Annotated in this window: 24 protein-coding genes and 1 tRNA gene; 11 read left to right on the plus strand and 14 right to left on the minus strand. The window is 64.4% G+C overall.

The features are described from left to right. Positions 1–421: 421 nt before the first annotated feature. The 9 genes from BLQ71_RS17280 to BLQ71_RS17320 form a co-directional block, all read right to left on the minus strand. Entirely contained in the window at positions 422–964 is a 543-nt protein-coding gene (locus tag BLQ71_RS17280) for a rhomboid family intramembrane serine protease (protein ID WP_198548557.1), read from the minus strand. Positions 965–1,056: 92 nt separating this feature from the next. Further along, complete coding sequence (locus tag BLQ71_RS17285) at positions 1,057–4,101, minus strand: hypothetical protein (protein WP_074622724.1); 3,045 nt, start codon at positions 4,099–4,101, stop codon at positions 1,057–1,059. A gap of 105 nt (positions 4,102–4,206) precedes the next feature. Then, positions 4,207–5,451, minus strand: coding sequence for an enolase C-terminal domain-like protein (locus tag BLQ71_RS17290; RefSeq protein WP_074622599.1), 1,245 nt, complete (start codon positions 5,449–5,451; stop codon positions 4,207–4,209). After that, a complete protein-coding gene (locus BLQ71_RS17295) occupies positions 5,444–6,598 on the minus strand; it encodes an enolase C-terminal domain-like protein (RefSeq protein WP_074622600.1) in 1,155 nt (384 codons plus the stop codon). The genes BLQ71_RS17290 and BLQ71_RS17295 overlap by 8 nt, the downstream gene beginning before the upstream one ends. After that, positions 6,595–7,464 (minus strand): alpha/beta hydrolase, encoded by an 870-nt coding sequence (locus BLQ71_RS17300; protein ID WP_074622601.1) that lies wholly within the window; start codon positions 7,462–7,464, stop codon positions 6,595–6,597. Before BLQ71_RS17300 ends, BLQ71_RS17295 begins: the two co-directional genes overlap by 4 nt. Further along, a complete protein-coding gene (locus BLQ71_RS17305; RefSeq protein ID WP_074622602.1) occupies positions 7,461–9,164 on the minus strand; it encodes an ABC transporter ATP-binding protein in 1,704 nt (567 codons plus the stop codon). The genes BLQ71_RS17300 and BLQ71_RS17305 overlap by 4 nt, the downstream gene beginning before the upstream one ends. Further along, positions 9,139–10,338, minus strand: a complete 1,200-nt coding sequence (locus BLQ71_RS17310) for an ABC transporter permease (RefSeq protein WP_083342289.1) — start codon at positions 10,336–10,338, stop codon at positions 9,139–9,141. The genes BLQ71_RS17305 and BLQ71_RS17310 overlap by 26 nt, the downstream gene beginning before the upstream one ends. Beyond that, positions 10,331–11,317, minus strand: coding sequence for an ABC transporter permease (locus BLQ71_RS17315; RefSeq protein WP_074622603.1), 987 nt, complete (start codon positions 11,315–11,317; stop codon positions 10,331–10,333). Before BLQ71_RS17315 ends, BLQ71_RS17310 begins: the two co-directional genes overlap by 8 nt. An 88-nt stretch (positions 11,318–11,405) precedes the next feature. Further along, the gene (locus tag BLQ71_RS17320) at positions 11,406–13,328 is read right to left on the minus strand and encodes an ABC transporter substrate-binding protein (RefSeq protein WP_074622604.1); all 1,923 of its coding nucleotides are present in this window, start codon (positions 13,326–13,328) and stop codon (positions 11,406–11,408) included. 126 nt (positions 13,329–13,454) lie between these two features. On the opposite strand from BLQ71_RS17320, the gene BLQ71_RS17325 reads away from it, so the two are divergent. Genes BLQ71_RS17325 through BLQ71_RS17350 form a run of 6 tightly spaced genes read left to right on the plus strand, consistent with a single transcriptional unit; the run spans position 13,455 to position 18,872 of the window. Beyond that, a complete protein-coding gene (locus tag BLQ71_RS17325) occupies positions 13,455–14,168 on the plus strand; it encodes a FadR/GntR family transcriptional regulator (RefSeq protein ID WP_074622605.1) in 714 nt (237 codons plus the stop codon). Beyond that, positions 14,169–15,050, plus strand: coding sequence for an SMP-30/gluconolactonase/LRE family protein (locus BLQ71_RS17330; protein ID WP_074622606.1), 882 nt, complete (start codon positions 14,169–14,171; stop codon positions 15,048–15,050). Between the two features lie 4 nt (positions 15,051–15,054). Beyond that, on the plus strand, positions 15,055–16,233 hold the full coding sequence (locus BLQ71_RS17335) for a mandelate racemase/muconate lactonizing enzyme family protein (protein ID WP_074622607.1): 1,179 nt from the start codon (positions 15,055–15,057) through the stop codon (positions 16,231–16,233). Position 16,234: 1 nt separating this feature from the next. After that, on the plus strand, positions 16,235–17,146 hold the full coding sequence (locus tag BLQ71_RS17340) for an alpha/beta hydrolase family protein (protein WP_074622608.1): 912 nt from the start codon (positions 16,235–16,237) through the stop codon (positions 17,144–17,146). After that, a complete protein-coding gene (locus tag BLQ71_RS17345; protein WP_172430876.1) occupies positions 17,140–17,946 on the plus strand; it encodes an NAD-dependent epimerase/dehydratase family protein in 807 nt (268 codons plus the stop codon). Before BLQ71_RS17340 ends, BLQ71_RS17345 begins: the two co-directional genes overlap by 7 nt. A gap of 23 nt (positions 17,947–17,969) precedes the next feature. Next, on the plus strand, positions 17,970–18,872 hold the full coding sequence (locus BLQ71_RS17350) for a 5-dehydro-4-deoxyglucarate dehydratase (protein WP_198548560.1): 903 nt from the start codon (positions 17,970–17,972) through the stop codon (positions 18,870–18,872). A 263-nt stretch (positions 18,873–19,135) separates the two neighbouring features. Here BLQ71_RS17350 and BLQ71_RS17355 read toward each other — a convergent pair. Then, positions 19,136–19,212, minus strand: a tRNA-Cys gene (locus BLQ71_RS17355). A gap of 324 nt (positions 19,213–19,536) precedes the next feature. Here BLQ71_RS17355 and BLQ71_RS17360 point away from each other — a divergent pair. Further along, entirely contained in the window at positions 19,537–20,088 is a 552-nt protein-coding gene (locus BLQ71_RS17360; RefSeq protein ID WP_069209393.1) for a prolyl hydroxylase family protein, read from the plus strand. Between the two features lie 64 nt (positions 20,089–20,152). Continuing rightward, a complete protein-coding gene (locus tag BLQ71_RS17365; RefSeq protein ID WP_083342290.1) occupies positions 20,153–21,763 on the plus strand; it encodes a tryptophan halogenase family protein in 1,611 nt (536 codons plus the stop codon). A gap of 18 nt (positions 21,764–21,781) precedes the next feature. Here BLQ71_RS17365 and BLQ71_RS17370 read toward each other — a convergent pair whose 3' ends face one another. Next, positions 21,782–22,486 carry a winged helix-turn-helix domain-containing protein gene (locus BLQ71_RS17370; protein ID WP_043141518.1) on the minus strand — a complete coding sequence of 235 codons (705 nt, stop codon included), beginning with the start codon at positions 22,484–22,486 and terminating at the stop codon, positions 21,782–21,784. Then, positions 22,461–22,757: a hypothetical protein gene (locus tag BLQ71_RS17375; protein ID WP_052244479.1), complete on the minus strand. Its 297-nt coding sequence runs from the start codon at positions 22,755–22,757 to the stop codon at positions 22,461–22,463. Before BLQ71_RS17375 ends, BLQ71_RS17370 begins: the two co-directional genes overlap by 26 nt. Before the next feature lie 199 nt (positions 22,758–22,956). Between BLQ71_RS17375 and BLQ71_RS17380 the strand changes: the two genes are divergently transcribed. Then, a complete protein-coding gene (locus tag BLQ71_RS17380; RefSeq protein ID WP_043141521.1) occupies positions 22,957–23,289 on the plus strand; it encodes a hypothetical protein in 333 nt (110 codons plus the stop codon). An 81-nt stretch (positions 23,290–23,370) separates the two neighbouring features. On the opposite strand, the gene BLQ71_RS17385 is transcribed toward BLQ71_RS17380, so the two are convergent. Both BLQ71_RS17385 and puuE read right to left on the minus strand, forming a co-directional pair. Further along, positions 23,371–23,856, minus strand: a complete 486-nt coding sequence (locus BLQ71_RS17385) for an ureidoglycolate lyase (RefSeq protein ID WP_074622610.1) — start codon at positions 23,854–23,856, stop codon at positions 23,371–23,373. Positions 23,857–23,927: 71 nt separating this feature from the next. After that, a complete protein-coding gene (puuE, locus tag BLQ71_RS17390; RefSeq protein WP_074622611.1) occupies positions 23,928–25,340 on the minus strand; it encodes an allantoinase PuuE in 1,413 nt (470 codons plus the stop codon). A 116-nt stretch (positions 25,341–25,456) separates the two neighbouring features. On the opposite strand from puuE, the gene smpB reads away from it, so the two are divergent. Beyond that, positions 25,457–25,933, plus strand: coding sequence for an SsrA-binding protein SmpB (gene smpB / locus BLQ71_RS17395; protein WP_043141528.1), 477 nt, complete (start codon positions 25,457–25,459; stop codon positions 25,931–25,933). Between the two features lie 109 nt (positions 25,934–26,042). Beyond that, positions 26,043–26,333 carry a hypothetical protein gene (locus BLQ71_RS17400; protein WP_172430871.1) on the plus strand — a complete coding sequence of 97 codons (291 nt, stop codon included), beginning with the start codon at positions 26,043–26,045 and terminating at the stop codon, positions 26,331–26,333. Positions 26,334–26,397: the final 64 nt, after the last annotated feature.

Here is a 26,397-nt window from a genome sequence, read left to right on the forward strand (position 1 = left end):
GTAGAATGTGTTGTCCTGTATGGCTGCAAAGGAGCGCTCCGCACCAGAAGGCTCATCCTTGGCCTTCGCGACCTCTGTCTGCCTGGTCTGCGCATTTTGCGAGACAAATTCCTGGGCAGTCGTAATCTTTTTTGCCTTTGGTGTGGATGCGTCTGACATAGGCCCCTCGCCACTTCTACAATACCCAGGGTCAACTGGTTCCTGTTATAAATTTGTGAAACATGTTCACGATGTCTCAGGCAATTCTGATATAGACATGGCAGGTCTTCGATTCCAGAGGGCTGCGTATAGACGCCAAATGTGGTGCCCGGAATACACTATTTGACTGGCGAGACTTTTGGGGTCCGTCCATCGCCGGACAGATTGCAGTTTCAAAACCTGCGGGTCGGCCAATTTCCGTCTTGCCGTGCCCGCCGCCCGTTCAGCCCGCCCCGCGCAAGGCCCTTGCTGCGACGATCCCGGCCAGCGCGCCGAAGAAATGGGATTCCCAGCTGACTCCGGGCTGTCCCGGCAGAACGCCCCAGACCATCGTGCCATAGATCACGGCGACGCCGACCGCCACCAGCAACGGCACAAGGCGTCTTTCGACAAGTCCACGCGCCACGAGAAAGCCGAACCAGCCGAATATCAGCCCCGAGGCGCCGACATGGATCGCCGCGGTGCCGAATACCCAGACGCCCAGGCCGCCCAGGAGGACGATGAGCAGCGAAGCCATGAGCGCCACCGAACGGGCCGTCAAGATCAGAAGCGCGCCCAGCACCGCCAGCGGCGCGGTATTGGCCGCTGCATGGGTGAGGGAGCCGTGCAGCAGTGGCATGAAGACGATGCCGTCCAGCCCGCCCAGCGACCTTGGTTTGAGGCCCAGCCAGCCATTAAGAGCGTAGCCGGTCAGCAGGTTGACTGCCTCCACGCCCCAGATCACGGCCAGAAGGGCGGCCAGCCCCCCGAAGTTCTTGAAATCCAATGTGCCAATCCATCCATGACCACGGCCCCGGCCAGCATCCCGGCCGGGGTTCTTTCATCATGGCCCAAAGATCCGCCCGGCGGAACCGGGCGTCAGGGCAGTTGCGCCGTGTCGCCCTGGATCTTCAGTTTCCAGTTCTCGATCAGCGTGCCCTTGGTCTTGAGCCGGCTGGCAAGGTAATACAGTCGCTGCGTCGCCGGCCCGTCTGGGGCGGTTTCGAAGCGCTGCTTGAGGTAGTAGGGCGGGATCGCCTGCGAATAGAGCGTGGCATGTACGGTCACGCTCGTGGGATCGACACCATCGGGCAGGGCGATCTTGTAGGTCAGCTCGTCCTTGCCCGCCATCACGCCCGCGTCCTCTGCTGCGCGGCCTTCGGGCATCGTGGCCTTCATGAAGGCGGCAGTCACGTCCGAGGTTCCGAACCGTTTCTCAAAGGCCTCTGTCCCCGGTTTCGCGGCGCCCCAGGGCAGCAGGCGGTTGTCCTTGGGGTGATAGACCCGGTGGACAAAGCTGGTGGTGAACTGCTTGTTCGCGTTCTGGGTCAACTCTTCGTAGATCTGCACCTGTGTCTGGTCGTCGATCAGGTCGTGATGCGGTTGATACAAAGCCTCTGTCGCGCCCTCCGGGACAAAATCCAGGAACTCTGTCTTCAGCGGATCGCCGTCCGGCCCGATGATGACTCCGGCGCCATTTGTGCACCCCGAACACCAGACCTGTTTGCCCGTGGCATCGGTCACGCGGACCTCGAGGAAGGCGCGGCGGAAACCGACGCCCGAGGGCAGGCGGTGCCCGGTCTTGTTGTCGACGGTGACAAGTGCCGTCAGGGTGCCGCCGCTGCCAGTCAGGCTCTGGATCTTCACATCCGCCGTTTCGTCCCGCGCCTGCAGGGCCATCGTGTCCATCGACAACTGGGCGCCGTTCGTGGCGTAGGTCATGGGGTCTTTCGGCCCCAGCCCCATTTCCTCGTCGAACTGCGATAGCATGGCGACCATGAAGGCGTTGAGCCCCACGAAACTGTGGCGCTTGTAATTGTCGCGGAAGGGCACCTCGATCTCGTCCTGCGGCAGGGCATGCGGCACGTCGGGCAGGTTGGTGTCCTGGATCGAGGCGATCTGCGTGGTGAGGCCGTCGATCTTGATCTTGCCGTCCAGCGTTTCGAAATTGCCCTTCATGTGGCAATCTTGGCAGGATCGGGCGGTGCCCGCGTCGGCGTATTGGCTGTTCTTCCATTCGAGGAAGGTGGCCTGTTCGACCGAGTGCTGGAACTTGACCAGCGGTTCGCGGTAGGTGGCGCCGTATTGATCGGACAGAAAGCTGACGGCGTTCTGCGCGGCCTTGTTCAGAACCGCCTGTTCGGCAGCGGTAAAGCCGGGCAAGGGGGCATCGGTGGGGGCGTCCACGTTGGGCAGGTTGATGGTGTGGCAGGCGCCGCACATCTCGCTGTCCTTGATATAGTCGTCATGCACCGGGGTGATGCCCATCGCGTTTTCCATCGGCTTCTGGCGGACATCGGCAAAGGGGCCGATCAGCTTGTCCGCCGGGGTCATGCGGAAGACGCCGGTTGTGCCGTTCATCAGGTAGGTGTCCAGCGGGTTGTAGTCCGGCTGTCCCTCGGCCCGTTCCGGGGGCGCGATGTGGTGGCAGACCGAACAGGAAATGCCCTCGCGCGCCAGGTTGCCATAGACGTGGTACTCATAGGTCCCGTCGGCGACCTGCTTGTCCTTTTGCTCGGTCGTCAGGGGTGTGTGCAGCAGCGCGTAGTCGGGTTTGAAGACATTGCCGTCCAGCCCCAGGTCGGGGTTGTCATGCGCGTCGATTTCCAGCTGTCGCTGGCCCATCGCGCCGTGGCAGGACAGGCAGGTGGTGCCAAGGTTGTCCGACAGCTCGCCCGCGCCGGCCTGTTTCAACAGGGCGAATTCGGATTCCAGCTGGGCGTAGAAGATCGGGTCACGCCCGGCGAGGCCCATCGGTGACCAGCGCCATTCGCCGTATTCCGAGATGTTGTAGCCCTTGCCGTAGTCCGACCCGGTCTTGATGAACATGGTCACGCCCGAGGGCGCCCCGCCGAGACCGCCGTGGCAACCGACGCAATTGTCCGAGGTCAGGAAATGCTGGGTGTCGTTCGGGCGGGCGGGGACGTGGTCCAGCCATTCGCTGGGCAGGGTCTGCAACTGCGCCCGCGCGATGTCGATCCCGTCCGTGGGCGGGAACATGGCGGTGAATTCTTTGTTGACCTCGACCGGCGAGGCCTTGGCCGCCGCCACATGCGCGGCGCGCATCGCGCCCGGATCATGGGCGTCACTCAGGTAGGACGTGATCATTGCCGACAGGTCGGCCCCAAAGGCCGGTTTCTGCGGCTTGGGCAGGTCGCGCCAGCTTTCATCGACACGAAAGATCAGCGGATCGTCGGGATAGCCCTCGACGTTTTCCAGCGCGGAAAAGATCAGCTCCTCGGCGGCGGAGGCATGGCAGCGCATGCACATCCCGTCGCCCCCTGCGCCGAGGGGCGGGCTGTAGGGCGGTTCAAAACTGTCGATCACGGGCTTGCGCGCGGCCATGTCGTCCTTGTCTGCGAAATAGACCGAGGCAAAGAACCAGCCGCCGTGCGACAGGGAACTGTCCTTGACCATGACGGTCCAGTTCAGGCCGCCGGTGTCATAGGCGAAATCGGTCAGTTCCGCGTCGACCTTGGCGGGTTCGTCCGGGTACTGCGCCACCAGCGCGGCGCGGTACTCGTTGTAGCGGGCGGCGGGTGGGGTCACCATCTCCTTGATGACGATGGCGCCGTCCGGAATGGCCCCGGTCCGTCCGCCTTCCAGCCAGGTGATGAGCTCGGGCGAGTAGTACATGCGCACCGCCGGGTGGATGCCAAAGCTCATATTGAAAACAAAGGGCCCGGTGTCGCGCCACCGCTTGTCTCGCTTCCAGTTCAGCCCGACGTATTCGCGACGGGCGATCCAGGGAAAGAGGACCTTTTCGTAGTCGATCAGCGGCAGGCTGCCGGGCAAGGGCAGGTCCGCGGGTTTGGCGGTCCCGCCCGGGTCATATACGGGATCGGCCGCCTGTTGGGCGGCGGTCAGGGGGGCCAGAACCTGGCACAGGCACAGAACCAAAGCGAAAATTCCAGGACGCCGCATGATCAACTCCGATTGAAAATCAATCACTAGAGTCGCCTAAAAGGCGATTCGGCGAAACCTGCAGAATGAAAAAAATGTGAGTGGCGTGTTTCGGCCGGCCCGGACTCAGAACTTTGGCCGACCGAATTGCCAGTCCGGCCAGTGCTTGCGCATCTCGGTGGCATCGTCGCGTTCGGTGATCCCGGCGTCCAGGAAATTCTGGTGCAGGCGGGCCAAAGCGGTCCGGTCCAGCGTGACGCCAAGGCCGGGGCCATCGGGGACGCGCAGCCGCCCGTTGCGAAAGGCCAGCTTGCCGCCCTCGATCACCTCGTCCGTCTGCCAGGGCGAATGCGTGTCGCAATCATAGGTCAGGTTCGGGGTGGCGGCGGCGAGGTGGGTCATCGCCGCCAGGCTGATGCCCAGGTGAGAGTTCGAATGCATCGACAGGCCCAGCCCCCAGATTTCGCAGATCTTCGCCAGCTCGCGGCTGGCCTGCAGCCCGCCCCAGTAATGGTGATCGCTGAGGATCACGCGAAAGGCGTCCTGCGCCATGTTGGCGGGCAGGTGGCTGGGATGGACGACATACATGTTGGTTGCCAGCGGAATATCCGTGGCGGCCTGCACGCGCGCGTTGCCCTCGATCCCGACGGTCGGGTCCTCCAGGTACTCGATCAGCCCCTCGAGTTGGGGCAAGAGGCGCAGGGTGGTCTCGACCGTCCAGCCGCCGTTGGGGTCGATCCGCAGCGGCGCCTCGGGGAAGGCGGCGCGCAGGGCGCGCAAGCCTTCGATTTCCTCCTCGGGCGGCAGGATGCCGGCCTTGAGCTTGATGGCGTCGAAACCATGTAACTCCTTGAAACGGTGCGCCTCATCGACAAGCTGTTCCGGTGTCAGCACCTCTCCCCAATCGTCGGGATCGGCGCCGGAATGGCCGGCAAACTTGTAAAAGAGGTAGGCCGAAAAGGGCACATCGTCCCGCACCTGCCCGCCCAGTAGGTCGCAGACCCGCCGCCCGGTGGTTTTCCCCAGCGCGTCCCACAGGGCGACCTCGACCGCGCCGACGACGCGCGGCAAAAGCCGTTCATCGCCGGAATAGCCCTCATGGCCGCCTCTCACGGCCTGCCGGGCGCGCGCCCAGAGGCCGTTCAGGTCGGTCACCACCAGCCCAGGCAGCAAGGGGGCCAATGCCGCCAGCCCGTCCAGCACGGCACGGGTGCCATAGCTTTCGCCAAGGCCGATCACGCCGCCTTCGGTCTCGACCTCGATGATCGAGCGCAGGGCAAAGGGCTGGTGACAGCCCGCGTTGTTCAGGAGCGGCGGGTCGTAGAATGCGATCGGGGTGACGCGCAGCTCGGCGATGCGGGTGTCAGGCATTCACGAGGTTCCCCTTGATGTAATCCATGTTCAGATCCTGACCCAGGCCCGGATCCTCGCGCCCGTGGACATAGCCTTCGGCGTCCATCTCGTCGTCGATGCGGTTCTGGTATTCCTTGGGCGCGTCGTAGTCGATGAACGGATGCAGCAGCCCGCGTTCATAGAAGCTGGTATTGTGGATCGCCAGCGCGACCGACAGGTTGCCGGCGCCGGTGCCGTGCATCTCGGTCGACATGTGGAAACACTCTGCCATGTTGGCGATCTTCATCGCCGGGCTGATCCCGCCCACGTCCCAGACGCCGGCGCGGACGATGTCGCAGGCATCGTGCTTGACCCATTCGGCGCGGGTCCAGTGCTTGCCGGTCATGGTCTCGGGGCCGAGAATGTTCAGGGGCGTGTTCTGCGTCAACCACTTGTAAGAGGACATGGATGCCTCTTCCATCGGCTCTTCCATCCAGCGGAAATCGAGCTCTGCCAGCTTGTTGGCCAGCCAGAGGACCTCTGTTCGCGAATAGAAGTGATGCGGGTCCAGCATCAGGGGAACATCCGGTCCCACCGCCTCTCGCACGGCGGCGCAGGCCTGGTAGTCCTTTTTCGGATCGGGCGCGCCGGGCATTGGGGGCATCCAGCCATGCAGCTTGACCGCCTTGTAGCCGCGGGTATTCACCATCCAGTCGGCAAAGCGGGCGTAATCCTCGGGCGTTGCCAGCCCGTTTTCCAGGTCGTCGCCGCACATGGTCGAGCCATAGGCGAGGATCCTGGGCCGCGCGCCGCCCAGCAGCTTCCAGACCGGCTGGCCCGACACCTTGCCCTTGAGATCCCAAAGCGCGAGGTCGACCGCTGCCAGCACGCGGTCGGTCAACAACCCACCCCCCAGCCGCTGCCACTTGTAGACCTTGTACCAGAGCTGTTCGGTGCAGAGCGGGTCCTGTCCGATCAGGTTGGGCCGCACGAAACGGTCAAGCAGCGGTTCTGCCATGTCCTGCGGCCGGGTGACGACATGGCCCTGGTGGCCGTCATCGGTGGTGATGGTCAGCAGGCCCGAGGTGGTGTCGCTTTCGGGTCCGGGGTGGCCGTGGCCGTCACTGTCGCGGACCATGCTGGTCTTGTGGCGGAAGGTCCTGGCGGTGATCGTCTCGATTTTCATGGCTGCTCCGGATCGGCAAGAAAGCGCGCCGCCCGCGTCAGGCAGGCGTCGGCGGCGGGCACAAGGCGCCCGCGGTTGATGAAACCATGTGTCACGCCGGGTTCGACGTGCAGGCTGTGGGGGATGGAAAGCAGGGTCAGCCGTTCGGCCAGCGTGGTCGTGTCATCGCGCAGCACGTCGATCCCGGCGGCGATCAGGCAGCTGGGCGGCAGCAGGCGCAACTGGCCGTCGCTCGCCTTGAGCTGGCACAGGCGCGGGTCGGTGGCATGGGCGCCCTGCGGGTCGTAGAGCGAGAACAACTCCTGCATCCGGGCGCGGGTCAGGCCGAACCCCTCGGCATAGCGGCGATAGCTGGGCGTTTCGAAATCGTCGCCGAAGACGCCATAGAACAGGACAAGGCCCTGAACGGGGGCGTCGAAGGCCAGGGCCAGCGCCAGGTTGCCCCCGGCAGAGGCCCCGGCCAGCACGAAGGGGCGGTCGGGATAGCGGCCGCGAAACTGGTCCAGCGCGGCGCGGCAATCCTCCAGCCCGGCGGGAAAGGGGTGTTCGGGTGCCAGCCGGTAAGAGATCGAGATCACCGTGCAGCCGCTGTCGCGCGCCATGATCTGGCAGGCGCGTTCATTCAGCGCGATGGAGCCGCCGGTCCAGCCGCCGCCGTGGATATAGAGCATCACCGGGCCGGCGGCCGCGCCGTTGTAGACGCGCGCCGCCTGCGACTGGCCCGCTGCTCCGGTATAGTCGGTGTCCTCGGTCGGCGCCCAGTCGGCGCCCTCGGCCCAGAAGGTCGCGGCCTCGGAGTCGGACAGGTTTTCATGCGTCCGGATCGCCTCGGCCATGCCGGGGGCAAGCTGGTCCTCTTCGGTCATGTTTCGGTCACGTAGCGGTGGCGCTGGCGGGTGCCGCGCAGTTTCGGATCGGGGATCGGGACCGAGGACAGCAGAGCCTTGGTATAGGGGTGCTGCGGGTTGGTGATGATCTCCTCAGTCTCGCCGATCTCGACGATCTTGCCACGGTACATCACCGCCACCCGGTCGCAGAAATAGCGGATCACCGCCATGTCATGGCTGATGAAGATGAAGGACAGCCCCATCTCGGCCTGGAGTTTCAGTAGCAGGTCCAGCACCTGCGTACGGATCGACACGTCCAGCGCCGAGGTCGGTTCGTCCGCGATCACCAGACGGGGTTCCAGCGCGATGGCCCGGGCGACGACGATCCTCTGTCTCTGTCCGCCCGAGAACGCATGCGGGTAGCGTTCCATCATGCCCGGGTCCAGCCCGACCTCGGTCAGCAGTTTCGCGACCCGGTCCTCAAGCTCCTGTCCCTTGGCGATGCCGTTCACGATCAGCGGTTCGGCGATGATCTGCTTGACCGTCATGCGCGGGTTCAGCGAGGCGAAAGGGTCCTGGAAGATCATGCGGATCTGCTTGCGCGTGTCGCGCAGCTGGTTCTTGTTCGCGGCGATGAGGTCGCGCCCGGCATAGTCGATCACACCGGCGTTCGGATCGTAGACACGTGCGATGCAGCGGCCCACGGTGGTCTTGCCCGATCCGCTTTCACCTACGATCCCAAGCGCCTCGCCCTGCTTGAGGTCGAAACTGACGCCATCGACGGCCTTGGTCACATCCGTCACGCGCTGGAAAAAGCCCTCTTTCTTCTCGAAACGCAGTTGCAGGTTCTCGACCCGCAGGATGTTGCCGCTGTCGCCCGCCGGGCGGACCTTGGCCGCCGCCGGTTCCTCCAGTCGCCGCACGGCGTTGAGAAGTTTCTGCGTGTAGGGGTGCTGCGGCGCTTCGAAGATCTGGTGGATGTCGCCCTGTTCGACGACGTGGCCCTTTTCCATCACCACGACCTCGTCGGCGATCTCGGCCACCACGCCCATGTCGTGGGTGATGAACATGATCGCCATGCCAAGTTCGGTCTGGAGGTTTTTCATCAGGTCCAGGATCTCGGCCTGGGTGGTGACGTCCAGCGCGGTGGTCGGCTCATCCGCGATCAGCACGTCGGGGCGGCAGGACAGCGCCATCGCGATCATCGCCCGTTGCCGCATCCCGCCGGAGAATTCAAAGGCGTAACGGTCCACCGCCTTGTCCGGGTTGGGGATCTCAACCTGTTTCAGGACCTCGATGGCCAGGTCGCGGGCCTCTTTTTTCGACACGTCGCGGTGCAGGCGGATGGCCTCGATGATCTGGCTGCCGATGGTGTGGACCGGGCTGAGCGACGACATCGGCTCCTGAAAGATCATCGCGATCCTTCCGCCGCGGATCTGGCGGATCGCGGGGCCGCGCGGGTCCAGCGCGGTCAGGTCGATCTCTGTCCCGTCGGGATTGAACAGGATGCGCCCGCCGTTGATCTTGCCCGGCGGTGGAACCATGTTCAGGATCGTCCGCGCGGTCACGGATTTGCCCGATCCGGACTCGCCCACGACGCAGGTTGTCTTGCCCCGGTGCAGGTCAAAGCTGATCCCGTGCAGCACGTCAAAGACGCCCTGCCGCATGGAAAACCCCAGGTTCAGGTCCTGGATCTGCAGGATGGGTTGCATGTCAGTGGCCATAAGGATCCGCGGCATCGCGCATGCCGTCCCCGAGAAAGTTGAAGGCAAGGACCGCGACGACGACAAAGCCGCCCGGAATGAAGAGCCAGGGCGCCTGGCTGATCGAGATGATGTTCTGCGCCTCTTTCAGCAGCACACCCCAGGAAATCGCCGGGGGTTGCAGGCCGAGGCCGAGAAAGGACAGCCCGGTTTCCGCAAGGATCATCAGCGGTATGGCCAGCGTCAGCGAGGCGATGATGTGCGACGACAGCGACGGCAGCATGTGGCGGAAGATGATCCGCCCCTCTGACGCGCCATCCAGCCGGGCCGCGATGACGAAATCGTCGTTCTTCATCGCCAGGAATCGGCCCCGCACCACGCGGCCCAGTTCTGTCCAGCCGACGAGACTGACGATGAGGGTGATGACGAAATACTGCTGGTAGATCGGCCAGTCAGGCGGCAGGGAGGCGGCCAGCGCCAGCCAGATCGGGATCGTCGGCAGGCTGAGCACGAACTCGATCATGCGCTGGATAACCGCGTCGACGCGGCCGCCGTAATAGCCCGAGAGGCCCCCCAGCGTGATCCCCAGCACCAGGCTGATTGCCACCCCCACCAGGCCGATCGACATGGAAATCCGGGTGCCATAGAGGATGCGGCTGAACATGTCGCGGCCCAGCCTGTCTGCGCCGAAGATGAAGAATTTTTCGCGAGGGTCCTGCGTGGCAAAGAGGTGGCGATCGGTCTCCCACAGGCCCCAGAACTTGTAGTCGGCACCACGTCCGAACAGCGTCAGGTAGATCTTCTCTTCTGATTTGACGTAGCTGACGGCCAGCGAGGCGGGATCGCGCTGGCGGTCCATCTTCCAGACGTAGGGACGGATGCGGATGCCCTCGTCCGTGCGGTCGATCAGGTGGATCATCTGCGGCGGGTGATAGACCGCGCGCCGGTTCTGTTTCGTCGGGTCGTCGGGGGCCACGAACTCGGCAAAGATCGAGACCAGGTACAGGAGCCCGATGATCCAGAGCGCGAAGACCGCCAACCGGTGCCGCTTGAACGCCCACCAGGTCAGCTGCCACTGCGAGGCGATGGCGACCTTGTCGGGCGCCTTGTCCGGGTCGATGGCCGGGGCGTCGTGCAAATGGCTTTCCGCCGGCACTGCCGCGCTGTGCGGGTCGTCCTCGGGGGTGGTGTTCGTGGTCGTGTCACTCATAGCGCACCCGCGGGTCGAGAAGGACAAGAAGGATGTCCGAGATCAGCATGCCGATCACGGTCAACGAAGACAGCAGCAGGACAAAGGCGCCGGCCAGGTACATGTCCTGCGACAGAAGCGCCTGCAGCATCAGCGGCCCCGCGGTGGGCAGCGACAGGACGATGGCCGTTACCACGGCGCCGGACACCAGGTTGGGCAGCACCCAGCCGATGGTCGAGATGAAGGGGTTCAGCGCCACGCGGACCGGGTATTTCATGATGAGGGCAAATTCCGACAGGCCCTTGGCGCGGGCGGTGTCGACATAGGGTTTGTTCAACTCGTCCAGCAGGTTGGCGCGCATGATGCGGATCAGGCTGGCGGTGGCCGAGGTGCCCAGAACGATGACCGGCAGCCAGAGATGTTCGATCAGGTTCCAGACCTTGGCGGCCGACCACGGGGCATTCTGGTACTCGGGGCTGAACAGCCCGCCGACATCGGTGCCGAAGTGGACCACGCCGATATACATCAGGATCAGCGCCAGCAGGAAGTTGGGGGTTGCCAGGCCGATGAAGCCAATGGTCGTGGCGATGTAGTCACCGATGGAATACTTGTGGACGGCGGAATAGACGCCGATGGGAAAGGCCACGGCCCAGGTGAACAGCAGCGTCGCGAAGCTGAGGCAGAGCGTCAGGCCCATCCGCTCCCACACCAGGTCGGACACCGGCTGGCGCCATTCGAAGGACATGCCGAAATCGCCCTGCAGCAGGTTCGCAACCCATTTGAAATACTGGACATAGAGCGGCTGATCGAGCCCGAAGCGCGCGCGCAGGTTGTCGATGGAGGCCTGGTCCAGCAGTTCGTTCGATTCGCCCAGCTTGGCGATATAGGTGGTCAGGTAGTCGCCCGGTGGCGCCTGGATCAGCAGGAAGGCCACGACGGAGACAGCGAACATGAACGGGATCATCCAGATGATCCGTTTGAGGATATAGCGCCAGATCATGGGGAACCTCTTGCGTCAGGCCCGTGACGGTCGCGCGGCCTGCGTCGGGTGGGTGGGGTGCGCAGATGCTGCGCACCCCGGCGGCGGATCACTCCGCGTAAAAGTACGTCTGCGGCAGGGTCGGACCCGGATCGGGGTACATCCACGACCCCGGCAGGGCCTCCGGCACGTTGCGCAGCTTGGCGTTCACGACGCCGTAGACGCTAGGCCGGGTGGTGATGCCGATGATCTCGAACTCTTCCGCCGCGATGCGGTGGATCTCGCGGAAGATGTCCAGCGCCTTGTCCTGGTCGGCCTCGGCCTTGAAGTCATCGTAAAGCTGGAAGCGCTTTTTCATGGACTCGCTGGGTTCCTGTCCGTCCGCGCCGACCGACAGGTGCCAGCGCGCCCAGGGGATGGCAAACCAAGAGGCCTGCGGGTGGATCGCCAGCACGTCGCGCGGGCTCAGCGTCGGGTCCAGGCCACCGGGCGCGCCCCAGACCATGAAGTCATGCTCGTTGGCCTCGCCCCGGTTGTAGTAGATCGACCGTTCCACGCTGCTGGAGTTCAGGCCGATGCCGATCTGCGACCACTGATCCTTGATGATCTCAAGGCTGTCGCCCCAATGCGGCACCTCGACGCCCGGATAGTTGACGTTGAAGATGATCGGCTCTCCGGACGGGAACAGGCGGATGCCGTCGTCGTTGCGCTCGGTATAGCCTGCGGCGTCCAGCAGTTCGTTGGCCCGGTCCGGGTCAAAGTCGGTGTGCTGGCGGCCAAGTTGCTCGTTGTAGAGGATGTGCTGGGGCAGGGGGCCGATCTGCCAGGGTTCACCGACGCCCTGGTAGACGATGTCGATGATCTCTTCGCGGTCGATGCCCAGCGACAGCGCGATCCGCACGTCCTTGTTGGTCAGGAAGGCCCGCATCTCGGGGTCCTTGTGCGTGTGGTTGAAATGGATCGCCATGTCGTTGGAATCCGCCGCGGTGCGCTGGTACAGCTTGTACCCGCCCTTGTCCTGGTTCTGGTACAGCACCGGCTGGTTCGCCAGCGTCGCGATCCGGCGGGCCTGCATGTCGACGTTGCCGGCAATCGCTTCCAGCAGGATCGCCTGCGCGTCCTGCGACACGCCCCATTGCAGCCGGTCGACGTAGGGCAGTTGGTTGCCCTCGGTATCGACCTGCCAGAAGTAGGGGTTGCGCTCCATGATGACCTGGGTGGACCCGGCGGTATAGCCGTCGCCGGTGACGATCCAGGGGTCCAGCGTCGGGCGTTCGGCATTGGCCCAGCGGTTCGGCGCCTCGACCTCGCCGCATTTCAGGCGGTAGAGGCTGGGCCAGTCCTCGACCGCCTCTGTCGCGTCGACCATCTGCTGGACGTCGGCGTTGTACTTCGGGTGGAACTGCTGGCAGTAATGCTTGGCCCAGAGCACCGGTTCCTGCGCCAGAGGCGTGGCAAGCTCGGTCAGGAAGGTGCCGTAGGGGGCGGCGAATTTCAGGGTGACGGTGTAGTCGTCGATCTTTTCCGCCGTCATCACCTCGCCGCCGACGACGAACCGGGCCGGGGCGTTGGGATAGAACTCCTTGTTCTGCAGCAGATCCTCGACGAAGAACATGATGTCATCGGCGGTAAAGGGTTCGCCGTCCGACCATTTCAGGCCCTCGCGGAGGTGAAAGGTGAATTCGGAACTGTCCTCGTTGACCTCCCAGCTTTCGGCGATGTTGGGCACCACGCCCGAAAAGTCCGGCTTCCACCGGGTCAGGCCCTGGGGCATGACGAACCGCAGGATCGAGTTGTGGTCGTTCGAGCCGGACAGGAAACGGCGGATGGTGCCGCCATATGTGCCGATCTCGTTCAGTGGCTCGATCACCTCGGGCTGGTCGGGCAGGCGGGCGTCCACCTCGGGCAGGTCGCCGGCGGCGACCTTGTCGGCCAGCATCGGCGCATCGGTATATGCGGCGGCGGCCAGTGGCATCAGCAAGGCGCCGATAGCCGCAGAGGCCAGCGATGCAATTCGCCAGTGTTGGGTCATGTCTCTCCTCCCTGAACGCGTGAATCGCGCTTTTTCAGTGGCCCGACTCTGCATCACGTTGACAACTTGTCAAACTAATTTTTAAATGTTGTAAGGTGCCGAGGGGCGCTGCTGCTGGAGAAGAAGATGGCTGAGGCACAGGGGGCAAGACCGACACGCGGCGGGACGCGGCTTGAGGAAAGCGTTTATTCCGAATTGCTTGACGCGATCCGGAACGGGACCTTTTCGCTGGGGCAGCGTCTGCCCAGCGAAAACGAGCTGGCGAGTGACTATGGCGTATCGCGCCCGGTGGTGCGCACAGCCCTTGCCCGCTTGCGCGAAGATGGGTTGATCGTGTCGAAGCAGGGGGCCGGATCTTTCGTCAGTGTCGGCCCGCCCAAGGAGGGCGCGGGGTATGAGCCGCTTGGCAGTATCGACGACATTGCCGCCTATTTCCGGTTTCGGCGCTTTGTCGAGACCGAGACGGCGGCGCTGGCGGCGGCGCGGGCCACGGCGGCGGATATCGCCGAGTTGCGTGGTTATATCGCCGATATGCAGGACTTGGCCGAGGCGGGCACGGCAACGGTCGAGCCCGACCTTGCGTTTCACTTCAGGATTGCCAAGTTGTCTGACAACCGATTCCTGCTTGAAACCATGAAGATGCTACGCCCGCACATGCTGTTCATCGGCAAGTTCGTCCGCTCGCTGGGGCGGACAGGCTATGCAAAGGGCAAGCGCGACATGAGCAGCGAACATCAGGCCATCGTGGATGCGCTGGAGGCTGGTGACGCGGCGGCCGCCCGCGCCGCCATGAGCGCGCATATCGACGGCTCGGAAAACCGGGTCTTCAAGGGGGAGTAGATGGGGATCGAGATCACATGCGTTGCGCCGGTGGGCGCCGGGGTTGGCGAGGGCGCGGTCTGGGACGACCGGGCGCAATGTCTCTGGTGGGTCGATATCCCGGCGGGCGTCATCTATCGCTATGACCCGGTCACGGGCGAGAACCGAACCATCGAATACGGCGAACCTGTCGGGTGCCTTGCGGTGCGGGAGCAGGGCGGGCTGGTGCTGGCGACGAAATCCGGCTTCTGGCTCTTCGATCCGGAGACGGGGGCACGCGAGGCGATCCACGACCCGGAAGCACATCTGCCGGACAACCGTTTCAACGACGGTGCGACCGATGCGCAGGGCCGGTTCTGGGCAGGAACCATGAAGGACGGCGGAGAGCCCGAGGCGCTTGGCGCCTTCTATCGGCTGGACCCGGACGGGGCGGTGACGGCCTGGCGCGATGGGATCTTTACGACCAACGGGCTGGCCTTTTCGCCCGATGGGCGCCGGATGTATTTCTCTGACAGCAATCCGGGCGTGCGCACCATCTGGGCCTGCGATTATGACACGACGACCGGAACACCGGGTGAACCAGAGGTATTTTTCGATACGCGTTCGGTGCCGGGGCGCCCCGACGGCGGCACCGTGGACGCCGAGGGGTGTTACTGGCAGGCGGGCGTTTCCGGCTGGCAGCTCTATCGCCTTTCCCCGGAGGGCGAGGTGCTGATGACCATCGACATGCCGGTGGAAAAGCCCACCAAGCCGATGTTTGGCGGCCCGGATCTGGCCACGCTTTACGTCACCTCCATCGGTGCCGGGCTGTCGGACGATCCCGCCCAGCCAGACGCCGGTGGCCTTTTCGCGATCACCGGCCTTGGCGTCACCGGCCTGCCGCAACCTCGTTTCCAGGGATGACCCGATGAAGATCACCGGCCTGCGCAGTTTCATGTCCCGCGACGGCAACCGTCCGCGCGTCATCGTGGCCATCGACACGGACGAGGGGATCACCGGCTGGGGGGAGTGCTATAACCACGGCCCCGACCGGGCCCTGCCGCCGCTGCTGGACTATCTCTATACCCAGATCGAGGGCGAGGACCCGCGCCGGATCGAACGTCTGATCCTCAAGCTCTATCAGCACAGCCGGTTTCCCCCGGGCGCACTGGGCCTGGCGGCGATCTCGGCCATCGACCACGCGCTCTGGGACATCTCGGCCAAGGCCGTGGGCCTGCCGGTCTACATGATGCTGGGCGGGCATGTGCGTGATCGGGTGCGCGTCTACCTCGGTGTCTACTCCGCGCCGGACGCGGGTGAGATCCACGACCATTGCGCCGCCATGCAAGAGGCGCACGGCTTCACCGCCTTCAAGCTGTCACCCTATCGCAACGACATCCATGCCGAGCCCTGGGGCAAGGTGATCCGGGCGACCACGGACTGGGTGGCAGAGCTGACCGCGCTTTGCCCCGATTACGAGTTCGCCTTTGACGCCCATGCGCGCATTTTCGAGCCTTGGCAGGCGGCGGAACTGGGCAACGCGCTGGCGCCCTTCCATCCGCTGTTCTTCGAGGAACCTATGCGGCCTGAGAATATCGAGGCCTGGGGCGCATTGAAATCGCAGCTGCGGGTGCCGCTGGCCACGGGCGAAAGCCTTTATTCCCGGTTCGAGTTCCTGCGCCTGTTGCAGGCGGGCGGGGCAGACATCATCCAGCCAGACATCTGCGCAGTCGGTGGCCTTTTGGAGATGCGCAAGATCGCCGCCATCGCCGAGGCCTTTTACGTCCCTGTCGCGCCGCACAACCCGATGGGGCCGCTTGCGACGGCGGTGAACCTGCATTTCGCCGCCGCCTGTCCGAACTTCAAGATCCTCGAATACCGGCTGCCCGGCACTTCGGCCTTCCTCGGCCGCGACCTTGCTCCGGTCGATGAGGCGGCAGGCTATGTCCGGGATCCCTACATGCCGGTGGACGGCTACCTGGAATTGCGCCCGGACCGACCCGGCTGGGGTGTCGAGATTGACGAGGATTTCCTGAAGACGGATCGCTACATTCATTGGGAGCGCAAGCTGCCCATCCGCCCGGACGGATCGACGGCCTATACCTAGGATGAGCGGCGACCCCGAAACCCTGCGCGCCACGCTGCGCGACTTGCTGGCGCTGCCCGAGGTTCGGCCCGAACCCGTGGCCCAGGTACAAGGGGCCGAGGTGGCCGATACCGGGTCGCGGATCGAGCTGCGGCTGGACGGAAAGCCCGCGACGCTCTGGCTGCCGGAGGGAGAGGGGCCCTTTCCCGCCGTTCTTTATTGCCACGCCCACGGCGGGCAATTCGATCTGGGGCGTCGTGAAGTGGCAGAGGGCGCACGTTGGTTGGCGTCCCCTTATGGTCCCGACCTTCTGGCCGCCGGTCATGCCGTGCTGGCGATGGACATGCCCGGCTTTGGCGACCGCCGGTCCGAAGGCAGCGAAAGCGCCCTGGCCAAGGCCGGGTTCTGGCGGGGGCAGCCCCTGTTCGGCCAGATGGTCGGGGATCAACTGGCGGCCTTCGACTGGCTGGCCGGTCATGACCGGATCGATAGGACCCGCATCGCCGTGCTGGGCATGTCGATGGGGGCCGCGCTGGCCATGTGGGTGGGGGCGCTGGAGTCCCGGGTGGCGGCGGTGGCGCAATTGTGCATGCTGGCCAGCATCGAGGGGTTGATCGAAACCGGCGTCCACGACCGTCACGGCCTGTACCTGATCGTGCCGGGGGTGCTGCGCCACACGGACATGGGACAGGTCGCCGGCCTGATTGCGCCGCGCCCGCAATTCGTGGCTCATGGCCGCGAGGATCCCTTTACCGCCATCCCCGCCGGGGCGCAGGCGACACTGGACCTGCGCCTTGCCTATGACGCCACCGGGCAGACCGACCAGCTGGTGACCTGGATCGACCAGGAGACCGGCCACAAGGAAACCCCGGCCATTCACCATGCGGTCCTGCAGTTCCTGGACCGCGCACTGACCAAGAGGACACCATGCTGAAGAAACTGCTGATCACCGGCGCTACGGGCAACCTCGGCGCCGTCTGCCGCGAGCGGCTGAAGCCCATCGCAGAAACCATCCGCCTGTCCGACCGCCCCGGCGCCGACTTGGGGCAGGCCGCCCCGCACGAGGAACTGGTGCCCTGTGACCTGGGCGACAAGGCAGCGGTCGAGGCGCTGGTCGAGGGCTGCGACGGCATCGTCCACATGGGCGGCCAGTCCGTCGAGGCCAACTGGGACACCGTGCGCAACGCCAATATCGACGGGGTCTTTCACCTGTACGAAGGCGCGCGCAAATCCTCGGTCAAGCCGCGCATCATCTTTGCCAGTTCGAACCATGCCATCGGTTACTACAAGCAGACCCAGCGGCTGGACGCCAACAGCACGCCCCGGCCCGACGGCCTTTACGGCGTGTCCAAGGTGTTTGGCGAGGCGATGGCCAGCATGTACCACGACAAATACGGCATCGAGACCGCAAGCGTGCGCATCGGGTCCTGCTTTCCGGAGCCCAAGAACCACCGGATGTTGTCTACCTGGATGAGCTTTGACGATTTCATGCAGTTGATCGAACGCGTCTTCATGGTGCCGCGGCTGGGCTGTCCCATCGTCTATGGCGCCTCGGCCAACGGGGCCTCCTGGTGGGACAACCGCGAAGTGGCCTACCTGGGCTGGCAGCCGAAAGACAATGCCGAGCAGTTCCGCGCCAAGATCGACGCCGAAATGGACCCGCCGCCCGCCGACGATGTCAACGCGCTCTACCAAGGCGGCGCCTTTTGCGGCGATGGCATCCACGAAGACTGAATGCACGAGGATTCAAAGACATGATCGACCCTATCGCCCTGCGCGACATCATCCGTTCCGGCCTGCTGTCCTTTCCGGTGACGCCCTTCGATGCCGATGACAGGTTCAACCCCACGGCCTTTTCCGCCCATCTCGAATGGCTCAGCCCGCACAAGATCGCCGGGCTGATCGTCGCCGGCGGCACGGGTGAACTGTTCTCGCTGACCCCTGCCGAGGTGGTCGAGGTGGTCAAGACCGCCCGCGCCGCACAGCCCGGCCAGCCGGTGATCGCTGGCTGCGGCTATGGCACCCGCATGGCCTGCGACATGGCGCAGGGCATCGAGGCGGCGGGTGGTGACGGCATCCTGCTTTTGCCGCATTATCTGATCGGCGCGCCGCAGGACGGGATCGAGGCGCATATCCGCACCGTCTGCAACGCCACCAACATGGGCGTGATCGTCTACAATCGGGGCCAGTCGGTTGTCTCTGCCGATACGCTTGCACGCCTGGCCGAGGAGTGCCCCAACCTGATCGGTTTCAAGGATGGCACCGGCGACATCGACACGGTCCGCCGGATCACAATCGGGCTGGGCGACAGGCTGGCCTATGTCGGCGGGATGCCCACGCATGAACTGTTCGCGCAGGCGTTCCGGGGGGCGGGCGTGGATACCTATTCCTCTGCCGTCTTCAACTTTGTCCCCGAAACCGCGCTGGAGTTCCACGCGGCCTTCCAGGCGGGCGACGATGCCAAGTGCGAACGGATGCTGACCGACTTCTACTATCCCTTCGCCAGGGTCCGCGACCGCAAGACCGGCTACGCGGTGTCCGCCATCAAGGCGGGTGTGGCCCTGCGCGGGTTCGACACCGGCCCGGTGAGATCGCCGCTGACCGACCTGACCGGTGAAGAGCGCGAGATGCTGAAGGCCGTGATTGGCGAAAGACGGTAATTCTGCGGGGTTCAGGCGCGAATTATTTGAACGGCGGCAAGGGAATCTGTCGCCGTTTTCTATTCCAGAGTTTTCCGAGTTATTTTCCCGGATTTCAGGGTTTCGAAACGTGTTGTTTCAACACCTGGATCAGGGATTCGGAAAGGTTCAATGGTCAACTCGCCCGACGCAGAGCCCGAACCTGATTCTCCCACTCATCGCTGCGGGCCGGACCGTGAAGCTGTCATGTGGTTGTTAAGCTCATGTTTTGTTGGGGTGATGTTTGGAGATGCAGACGGGACTCGAACCCGCATGCTCCGGATTTGCAATCCGGCGCCATAACCAATTCAGCCACTGCATCCAATGGCGGTAGGCATTGGTCTCGAACCAAATTCTTGGGAAAGAACGCAACGATTAGCAGTCGTGCCCCGCACCTTGCGGGTTTACCTACCGGAGGGAGGTCAGCAACAACTGCGATATGTCATTTGCGTGGTCATGCCAAGACAAATAGGCGGGCGTGTCTCATTGGTCAAGCTATTTGTTCGAATGTGCGGTCCGGAATTCCGGACCCCAAAACGCGCTGCAAAAGAAATGTGACGTTTTCGGCCTTTCATGTCGCAAACAGACCGGTATCCGTCGCGGGCCGGTGGCATGCGGCTCGGATCCTTTCCATCGGGGCATCTGCATGCTGTCACCCTATTCTCTCGACCGGATGTTTTCCGACACCGAGTGCGACCAGATCATCCGCCTGACCCAGGCACAGGACTTCAGCGACGCCGGCCTGGTGCGCGGGCGCCAGAATGAGAACATCCGCGTCGCCCGCATCACCTGGCTGGACGAAGAGGGCGAGGGCGCCTGGGTCTTTCGCCGGGTGATGGAAGTCGTGCGCGACGTGAACCGCGCGCATTTCAACTTTGCCCTGACCGAGTTCGCCGAGCGGGCGCAGGTCGCGCTCTATGCCTCGGACGCGGGCGGGCATTTTGACTGGCATTCCGACATCGGTGCCGGCACCTTTGCCCAGAAGCGCAAGCTGACGCTTGTCGCACAGCTGAGCGAAGGCAACGCCTACGAGGGCGGGCGGCTGGAGCTCAACGGCAACGGGCAGGTGGAAACAGCGGATGCGACACGCGGCAGCGCCATCCTGTTCCCCAGCTTCACGTTGCACCGGGTGACACCGGTATCGCGGGGCCAGCGCTATTCTCTGACCACCTGGGTCCACGGGCCGGAATTCACCTGACCCTTTGCCATTTCGCCGCCTGCCGTTAGGCTGACCCGGCGTAAGTTGCGGGGAGGGCAGCGGCATGGGCGATCCGGTCACATCCATCACCATCGTGGGGGGCGGCACGGCCGGTTGGCTGGCGGCCGTTTTTCTGCGGACGAAATGCGCCCCAAAGATCAAGATCACCCTGATCGAGTCGCCCAACGTGCCCACCGTGGGCGTCGGCGAGGCGACGGTGCCGCACATGCCCGTCACACTGCGCGAGATGGGCATCGACGACCAGGAGTTCATGCGGCGCTGCAACGCCTCGTTCAAGATGGGGGTGATGTTCAACGACTGGAACGTCGACCGCAAAGGCAGGTTCATCCGCTACATGAATCCCTTTGCCAGCCCGCCCCGGATCGAGGGCGTCGAGGCCGGTCACTATTTTCAGGCCTACGGCGCGGGCAACCGGGATTACATCCGGTCCTTTTCGCCGCTCATGGATCTCTTTGAATCCTGGAAATGCCCCTTTTCCCTGAACAAGCAGGGTGAGGATCCCATGCCCCGGGCGGGATATGCCTATCACCTCGACGCGGTCAAGTTCGCAGGGCTCCTGGCAGAGCGGGGCCGTGACCACGGTATCGAACACATCCTGGACGACGTCGACGATGTCGAGCTGGACGAGCGCGGATATGTCGCCGCGCTGGTTTTGCGGGAAACGGGCCGGCACCCGGTGCAGCTGGTCCTCGATTGCACCGGCTTTCGCGGGCTGGTCATCCAGAAGGCGCTGGGCGAACCCTTTGACAGCTATGCGGACTACCTGGGCAACGATCGTGCGATGGCGCTGCAGGTGCCGCATCCCGATCCCGAAAAGATCCGCGCCGCGACGCAATCCACCGCGCTGGGCGCCGGGTGGAGCTGGGCGGTGCCGCTCTTCAACCGCATCGGCACGGGCTATGTCTTTTCCTCGGCCCATCGTACGGACGACGAAGCCGCCGAAGAATTCCTGGCGCATCTGGGCGACATGGCCCCGCCGGGGGCAGAGCCGCGCGTGATCCCGATGCGGGTGGGCCGATCGCGCCGGGCCTGGGTCAAGAACTGCATCGCTCTGGGCCTGTCGGGCGGGTTCATCGAACCGCTGGAGTCCACCGCGATCCACATGATCGACATGGGCCTGCGCTGGCTGTTGCAGTACTTTCCCAGCCAGGACTACGAGGACGCCACCCGCGACGCCTACAACCGGGTGTCTGACGGGATGTTCAACGAGGTGCGGGACTTCATCTGCCTGCATTACCGCCTGAACAACCGCACCGACGATCCCTACTGGATGGATTCGCGCACCCAGCTGAAGATTTCCGACCGGCTGGAGCACCTGCTGGACCTGTGGAAGCACCAGTTGCCCACGCCACTGGACGTGCCCTCGGCGCATCTGTTCACCTACAACGTCTTTACCGCCGTGCTGCTGGGCAAGCAGGTCTATGACAACGGTTATGGCGACGGGCAGTTGAACCGTTCTTTCGCGCTGCCCGAGAAGCCCTGGAAGGCGTTTCTGCGCCAGTCCGCGGCACGAAACCGGGCTGTGCTGGACCACAAGGCGGATCACCGCCGGGTGCTGCTCGCACTACGTGGGGAGTTGCGCGCGGGCATGCGGGCCAGCACGCGCCTTGGTGAGGTCGATGAGTCGGGCGCAGCGGAATCCGCGCTGTTCTGAGATGGCGGTCCGAGCGGTTCAGACCACCTCGATCACGCCCTTGTCGATGGCCAGCATATAGCCCCGGCGGGCGATGTTCTTGACCAGCAACTCGCTGACCATCTGGTTGCCCAGACCGTCGCGCAGCCGCTTGATCCGCGTCGCGCCAGAGGCCTCGTCGCAATCCGCCTCGGCCTTGCCAGAGATCACCGCCTCGATCTGGCTGCCGGTCAGCATCTCGTCGTCCAGCCGGGCTTCGGCCAGGACGGCCAGCGTTTCCATCATCGCATCGGTCAGCTTGAACCCCATCGTGTTCAGGTAGACGGTATTTTCCTCGCGCGAGATGATCAGGCTGGACACCTCGATGCCGGATCGTTCAATCTGGGCCATCCGCCGGTTGAGCGACACCAGCATCACCAGAAAGACCAGCGCAGCGACCAGCAGCGCAGCGGAAAAGACCAGCAGCACGAAGATCACGACGCGGTAGCTGGCCAGCGTGTCGGAAAAGGCGGTGCCGGACTGTGCCAGGATCTCCAGCAGCTTGACCTCGGCCTGGCTGGCAAGGTTGTCGTTTTCCAGGAAGATGCGTTCGACACGCGCGTTGAAGGCATTGCCGTCCGGCAGGGTCAGCAGCAGGACGGCCCCGGCCAGACCCAGGATGGTCACGATGGCGACAATGCCCAGCGTGACGATGCGGCTGCCAGAACGGCGGCTTTCGCTAGCGGTAATAGTGTTGCTTTGCAAATTCGAGTTCCGATGCGGTAGGGGGCGAATTGGTGACCTTGACGATGCCCAGAACGACCCATCCGCCCGATGAAATGCGCGACCGGACGGCGCGTTCCGGCGACGACGGGCAAGAGCCCGAGCTGCGCACGATGCCGTAGTGCAGCCCGTATTTGGGCGTGTCGCGCTTGGCCTTGTAATGGATGTAGCAATCCGCCGCCGCGGCGCCGGGCATGGCCAGGGCGACAATGACGAGAGCAGCGGAAATCAGGCGGGCAAGGGTCGGGGACATGAGGGTACGCCGGGTTTGGGACATGATCCCAAACTGCGCTGCCCGGTCGAGAAATTCAATAACGCGAAGGGCCTGGCAGGGCGGTTATCCAATATCCACGGGCTGATATTGAGCCGCCGGACGGGCCGGCAGGACGCTGGGGTCGGGAGTCGCTGACTTGACGCGGCTCTGACCCTTACCCGTGAGAGGAGAACACCTCATGTCTGCACGTCTCATCACATCCATCGTTGCTGCCGGTGCGCTGGCCCTGTCGCTGACCGCGGCCTCGCCGGCGCAGGCCCGCAACAACGACGACCTCAAGAGGTTCCTCGGCGCTGCCGTCGGACTCTACATTCTTGGCCAGGCGATCGACAATCACCACCGTGGCCGGGTCGTGATTCAGCGTCAGCACAACGGGCACTGGAAGCATCGCCATCACAACGGCGGCAAGTGGAAAAAGCGGCACCACAACGGCGGCAAATGGAAACGCAACGGCGGCCATCACAACGGATGCCGCAACGGTTGGAACCGCCACGGCCAGCGTTGCTGGTAACGCCTCCGGCACCCAGGATCGAGCAGTCCCCGACCCGGGGGAGAGAGGGGTCTCTGCGGAGGCCCCTCTTTCGTTTGATGCTCAGGGCAGGATGATCTCGACCGGCGGGTCGAGCCTGACCTCTTCGAGGTTGGCGGTCTCCCCGATCCGGTCCACCACGGCAAAGAGGCCGGGCGCGGACAGGGGCGTCAGCACGCCATGCCAGGTGCCGCGATGGAAATTCACCCCCTGCCCGGGTCCGGCGAGGAAGGCGTGGATCGCGCCGGGCCTGTCGCCCGGTTCAGCCACGATGACCAGCCAGGGATTGCGGTGCATGGGCAGGAAGGCCTGGCTGCCGTCCGGGTGGCGTTCGACCAGGTCGAGCAGGTAGGGCAGGGCGCGCGGCTCGGCATCGAACAGGCTGATGCCGGCCCGCCCGCCGGGACCGAAATCCAACTGCGCGATGTCATGGTGGCGGCCGCATTTTCCCGCGTTGATCAGCTTGTCGGGCGGTCCCATGACCTCCAGCACTTCGCCGAAAGGGGCAAAGGCGCTTTGCGTCAGCGGTCGTGCGATGATCTGAGGCATGTCCTTTCCTTTCGGTAGAGTGGGCACCGCCCCGCCCTTCGGGATATTTTCACAAAGAAGAAGCCGAGGCGTCAGAGCAGGGCGTCGAGGCGCAGGCGTGCGATCCGTTCGACCTGGCGGCAGGCCTCGGTGAACTCCGTTTCGCTGTCATTGCCAAGGCGTCGTTCGAAAGCGGCGAGAATGCCCTGCTTGTCATGGTCGCGCACGGCGATGATGAAGGGAAACCCGTGCTTTTCGGTGTAGGCGTCATTGAGTTCTGTAAAGCGGGCGCGTTCCTCGTCGGTCAGGGCGTCAAGGCCCGCGCTGGCCTGTTCGGCCGTGCTTTCGGTGGTCAGGCGGCGCGCAGCGGCCAGTTTCCCGGCCAGGTCAGGGTGGGCGCGCAGCACGTCCAGCCGTTCCTGTTCGGTGGCGCGGCGAAAGGCGCGGGCAAGCGCATTGGCCAGCCCGGCGGGGCGGTCGTGCGCCGGACCCAGTTCCAGGTCCCAGGCGCGGTCCGCGATCCAGAGGCTGTGTTCGTAGATGCCCCCGAACCGGGTCACGAAGGTATCGCGGTCCATCTGCGAGGGGCGCTCTGCCGTGATCGGCGGGTGGGTGGCGGCCCAATGTTCGGCGATTTGCAGGCGGGTCGGGGTCCAGACACCCTCATGCGCGGCGATATGGGTGAGAAAGCGTTTCAGCCCGGCGATCTTGCCCGGGCGTCCGATGAGGCGGCAGTGCAGGCCCACGCTCATCATCGCGGGTTTCCCGGCCTCTCCCTCGGCGTAGAGCGTGTCGAAGGCATCGCAGAGGTATTGACCGAAGTCCTGTCCCGTCACCCAGCCCGGCGCGCCGGCAAAGCGCATGTCGTTGGCCTCTAGCGTGTAGGGGATGACCAGCTGGGCACGCCCGCCGATCTCTTTCCAATAGGGCAGGTCGTCGTCGTATGTGTCCGAGATATAGGCAAACTGCCCGGTCTCGGCAGTCAGCGCGACGGTGTTCATGGAACAGCGCCCGGTGTACCAGCCGCGCGGAGGCTCTCCGACGACCTCGGTGTGCAGGGCAATGGCCTCGGCGATCTGGGCGCGCTCTTCGTCCTCCGGCATGTCGCGGTGTTCGATCCATTTCAGACCGTGGCTGGCGATTTCCCAGCCCGCCTCCTTCATGGCCTCGACCTGTTCGGGTGACCGGGCCAGCGCCGTGGCCACGCCGTAGATCGTCAGCGGGATGCCCGCGCCGGTGAATAGGTCATGCAGGCGCCAGAATCCGGCGCGGGCGCCGTATTCATAGATCGATTCCATGTTCCAGTGGCGTTGTCCCGGCCAGGGCGCGGCGCCGGGAATGTCCGACAGGAACCCTTCGGACCCTGCATCGCCGTGCAGCAGGCAGTTTTCGCCGCCTTCCTCGTAGTTCAGGACGAATTGCACCGCGACCCGCGCGCCGCCGGGCCACTGCGGGTCGGGGCGGTGGGGGCCGTGGCCGATCATGTCGCGGGGATAGCGGTTCATCTCTGCCTCTTGGTCTGGGTCTGTCACCTAGGCACTGCGACCGGCGCTGATTGTCAAGTCCGAGACCCGCCGCGGGTGGTGGACAGGCCCCGCGCCAGTGACTATCTAGGCGCATCATGGCCAAGAAACCCGACAGCAACCCGAACTACAAGGTGATCGCCGAGAACCGGCGCGCCCGTTTTGACTACGCGATCGAGGATGACCTCGAATGCGGCGTCGTGCTGAACGGGTCCGAGGTGAAATCCCTGCGCGAGAACACCTCGAACATCGCCGAGAGCTATGCGGCGGTTGAGGATGGCGAGCTTTGGCTGGTGAACAGCTATATCGCGCCCTACGAGCGCGCGATGTTCGGGCATGAGGAGCGGCGGCGTCGCAAGCTCTTGTGCTCCAAGCGTGAACTGGCCCGGCTCTGGAACGAGACCCAGCGCAAGGGCATGACGCTGGTGCCCCTGGTGCTGTATTTCAACCACAAGGGCATCGCCAAGATCAAGATCGGCATCGCCAAGGGCAAGAAGAACGTTGACAAGCGCGAGACCGAGGCCAAGCGCGACTGGAACCGTCAAAAGCAGCGCCTGCTGAAGGAACGCGGCTGACCCCGACGGCGCGGGAGGGGAAAGCCTGCGCGCCATTCCCTTATCGCTGGCCTGCCCGGCCCGCTACCCAGTCCGCGCCCCTTGGTGGGGCGCAGGAAAGGGAGTGGACATGGAACTTTTCATTGCACTGATCTCGGGCGCGGTCGGCGGCAACCTTGCCGGCGGGTTGGTCAAGGGCATCAACCAAGGCACGCTGATCAACTCGATAGCGGGTATTGTCGGGGGTGGCCTGGGCAGTACCCTGCTGGGAATGCTGGGCGCGCCAGACGTGGCCGGGCAGGCCGGTGCTGTGGGTGGGCTGGATATCGGTACGATCATTGGCCAGGTCGCCAGCGGCGGTGTCGGCGGAGGTGTCGTTCTGGCCGTGGTCAGCGCGCTGCGTGGCATGATGTCGAAGTAATGCGCCGGTCTCCGGGGTGGCATTTCCTGCCCCGGAGGACAGATCGCGGCGCGACGCGCTTGCA

It is taken from the genome of Antarctobacter albus (genome assembly GCF_900101505.1).
Classification (GTDB): domain Bacteria; phylum Pseudomonadota; class Alphaproteobacteria; order Rhodobacterales; family Rhodobacteraceae; genus Antarctobacter; species Antarctobacter albus.

Excerpts from the sequence above, each read along its gene's own strand:
- BLQ71_RS17345 (WP_172430876.1), top strand. The coding sequence starts at position 17,140 with ATGCTGAAGAAACTGCTGATCACCGGCGCTACGGGCAACCTCGGCGCC.
- BLQ71_RS17335 (WP_074622607.1), top strand. The coding sequence starts at position 15,055 with ATGAAGATCACCGGCCTGCGCAGTTTCATGTCCCGCGACGGCAACCGT.
- BLQ71_RS17310 (WP_083342289.1), bottom strand. The coding sequence starts at position 10,338 with ATGAGTGACACGACCACGAACACCACCCCCGAGGACGACCCGCACAGC.
- puuE (WP_074622611.1), bottom strand. The coding sequence starts at position 25,340 with ATGAACCGCTATCCCCGCGACATGATCGGCCACGGCCCCCACCGCCCC.
- BLQ71_RS17285 (WP_074622724.1), bottom strand. The coding sequence starts at position 4,101 with ATGCGGCGTCCTGGAATTTTCGCTTTGGTTCTGTGCCTGTGCCAGGTT.
- BLQ71_RS17325 (WP_074622605.1), top strand. The coding sequence starts at position 13,455 with ATGGCTGAGGCACAGGGGGCAAGACCGACACGCGGCGGGACGCGGCTT.
- BLQ71_RS17305 (WP_074622602.1), bottom strand. The coding sequence starts at position 9,164 with ATGCCGCGGATCCTTATGGCCACTGACATGCAACCCATCCTGCAGATC.
- BLQ71_RS17315 (WP_074622603.1), bottom strand. The coding sequence starts at position 11,317 with ATGATCTGGCGCTATATCCTCAAACGGATCATCTGGATGATCCCGTTC.
- BLQ71_RS17375 (WP_052244479.1), bottom strand. The coding sequence starts at position 22,757 with ATGTCCCCGACCCTTGCCCGCCTGATTTCCGCTGCTCTCGTCATTGTC.
- BLQ71_RS17320 (WP_074622604.1), bottom strand. The coding sequence starts at position 13,328 with ATGACCCAACACTGGCGAATTGCATCGCTGGCCTCTGCGGCTATCGGC.
- BLQ71_RS17380 (WP_043141521.1), top strand. The coding sequence starts at position 22,957 with ATGTCTGCACGTCTCATCACATCCATCGTTGCTGCCGGTGCGCTGGCC.
- BLQ71_RS17295 (WP_074622600.1), bottom strand. The coding sequence starts at position 6,598 with ATGAAAATCGAGACGATCACCGCCAGGACCTTCCGCCACAAGACCAGC.
- BLQ71_RS17290 (WP_074622599.1), bottom strand. The coding sequence starts at position 5,451 with ATGCCTGACACCCGCATCGCCGAGCTGCGCGTCACCCCGATCGCATTC.
- BLQ71_RS17400 (WP_172430871.1), top strand. The coding sequence starts at position 26,043 with ATGGAACTTTTCATTGCACTGATCTCGGGCGCGGTCGGCGGCAACCTT.
- smpB (WP_043141528.1), top strand. The coding sequence starts at position 25,457 with ATGGCCAAGAAACCCGACAGCAACCCGAACTACAAGGTGATCGCCGAG.
- BLQ71_RS17385 (WP_074622610.1), bottom strand. The coding sequence starts at position 23,856 with ATGCCTCAGATCATCGCACGACCGCTGACGCAAAGCGCCTTTGCCCCT.
- BLQ71_RS17365 (WP_083342290.1), top strand. The coding sequence starts at position 20,153 with ATGGGCGATCCGGTCACATCCATCACCATCGTGGGGGGCGGCACGGCC.
- BLQ71_RS17340 (WP_074622608.1), top strand. The coding sequence starts at position 16,235 with ATGAGCGGCGACCCCGAAACCCTGCGCGCCACGCTGCGCGACTTGCTG.
- BLQ71_RS17330 (WP_074622606.1), top strand. The coding sequence starts at position 14,169 with ATGGGGATCGAGATCACATGCGTTGCGCCGGTGGGCGCCGGGGTTGGC.
- BLQ71_RS17300 (WP_074622601.1), bottom strand. The coding sequence starts at position 7,464 with ATGACCGAAGAGGACCAGCTTGCCCCCGGCATGGCCGAGGCGATCCGG.
- BLQ71_RS17360 (WP_069209393.1), top strand. The coding sequence starts at position 19,537 with ATGCTGTCACCCTATTCTCTCGACCGGATGTTTTCCGACACCGAGTGC.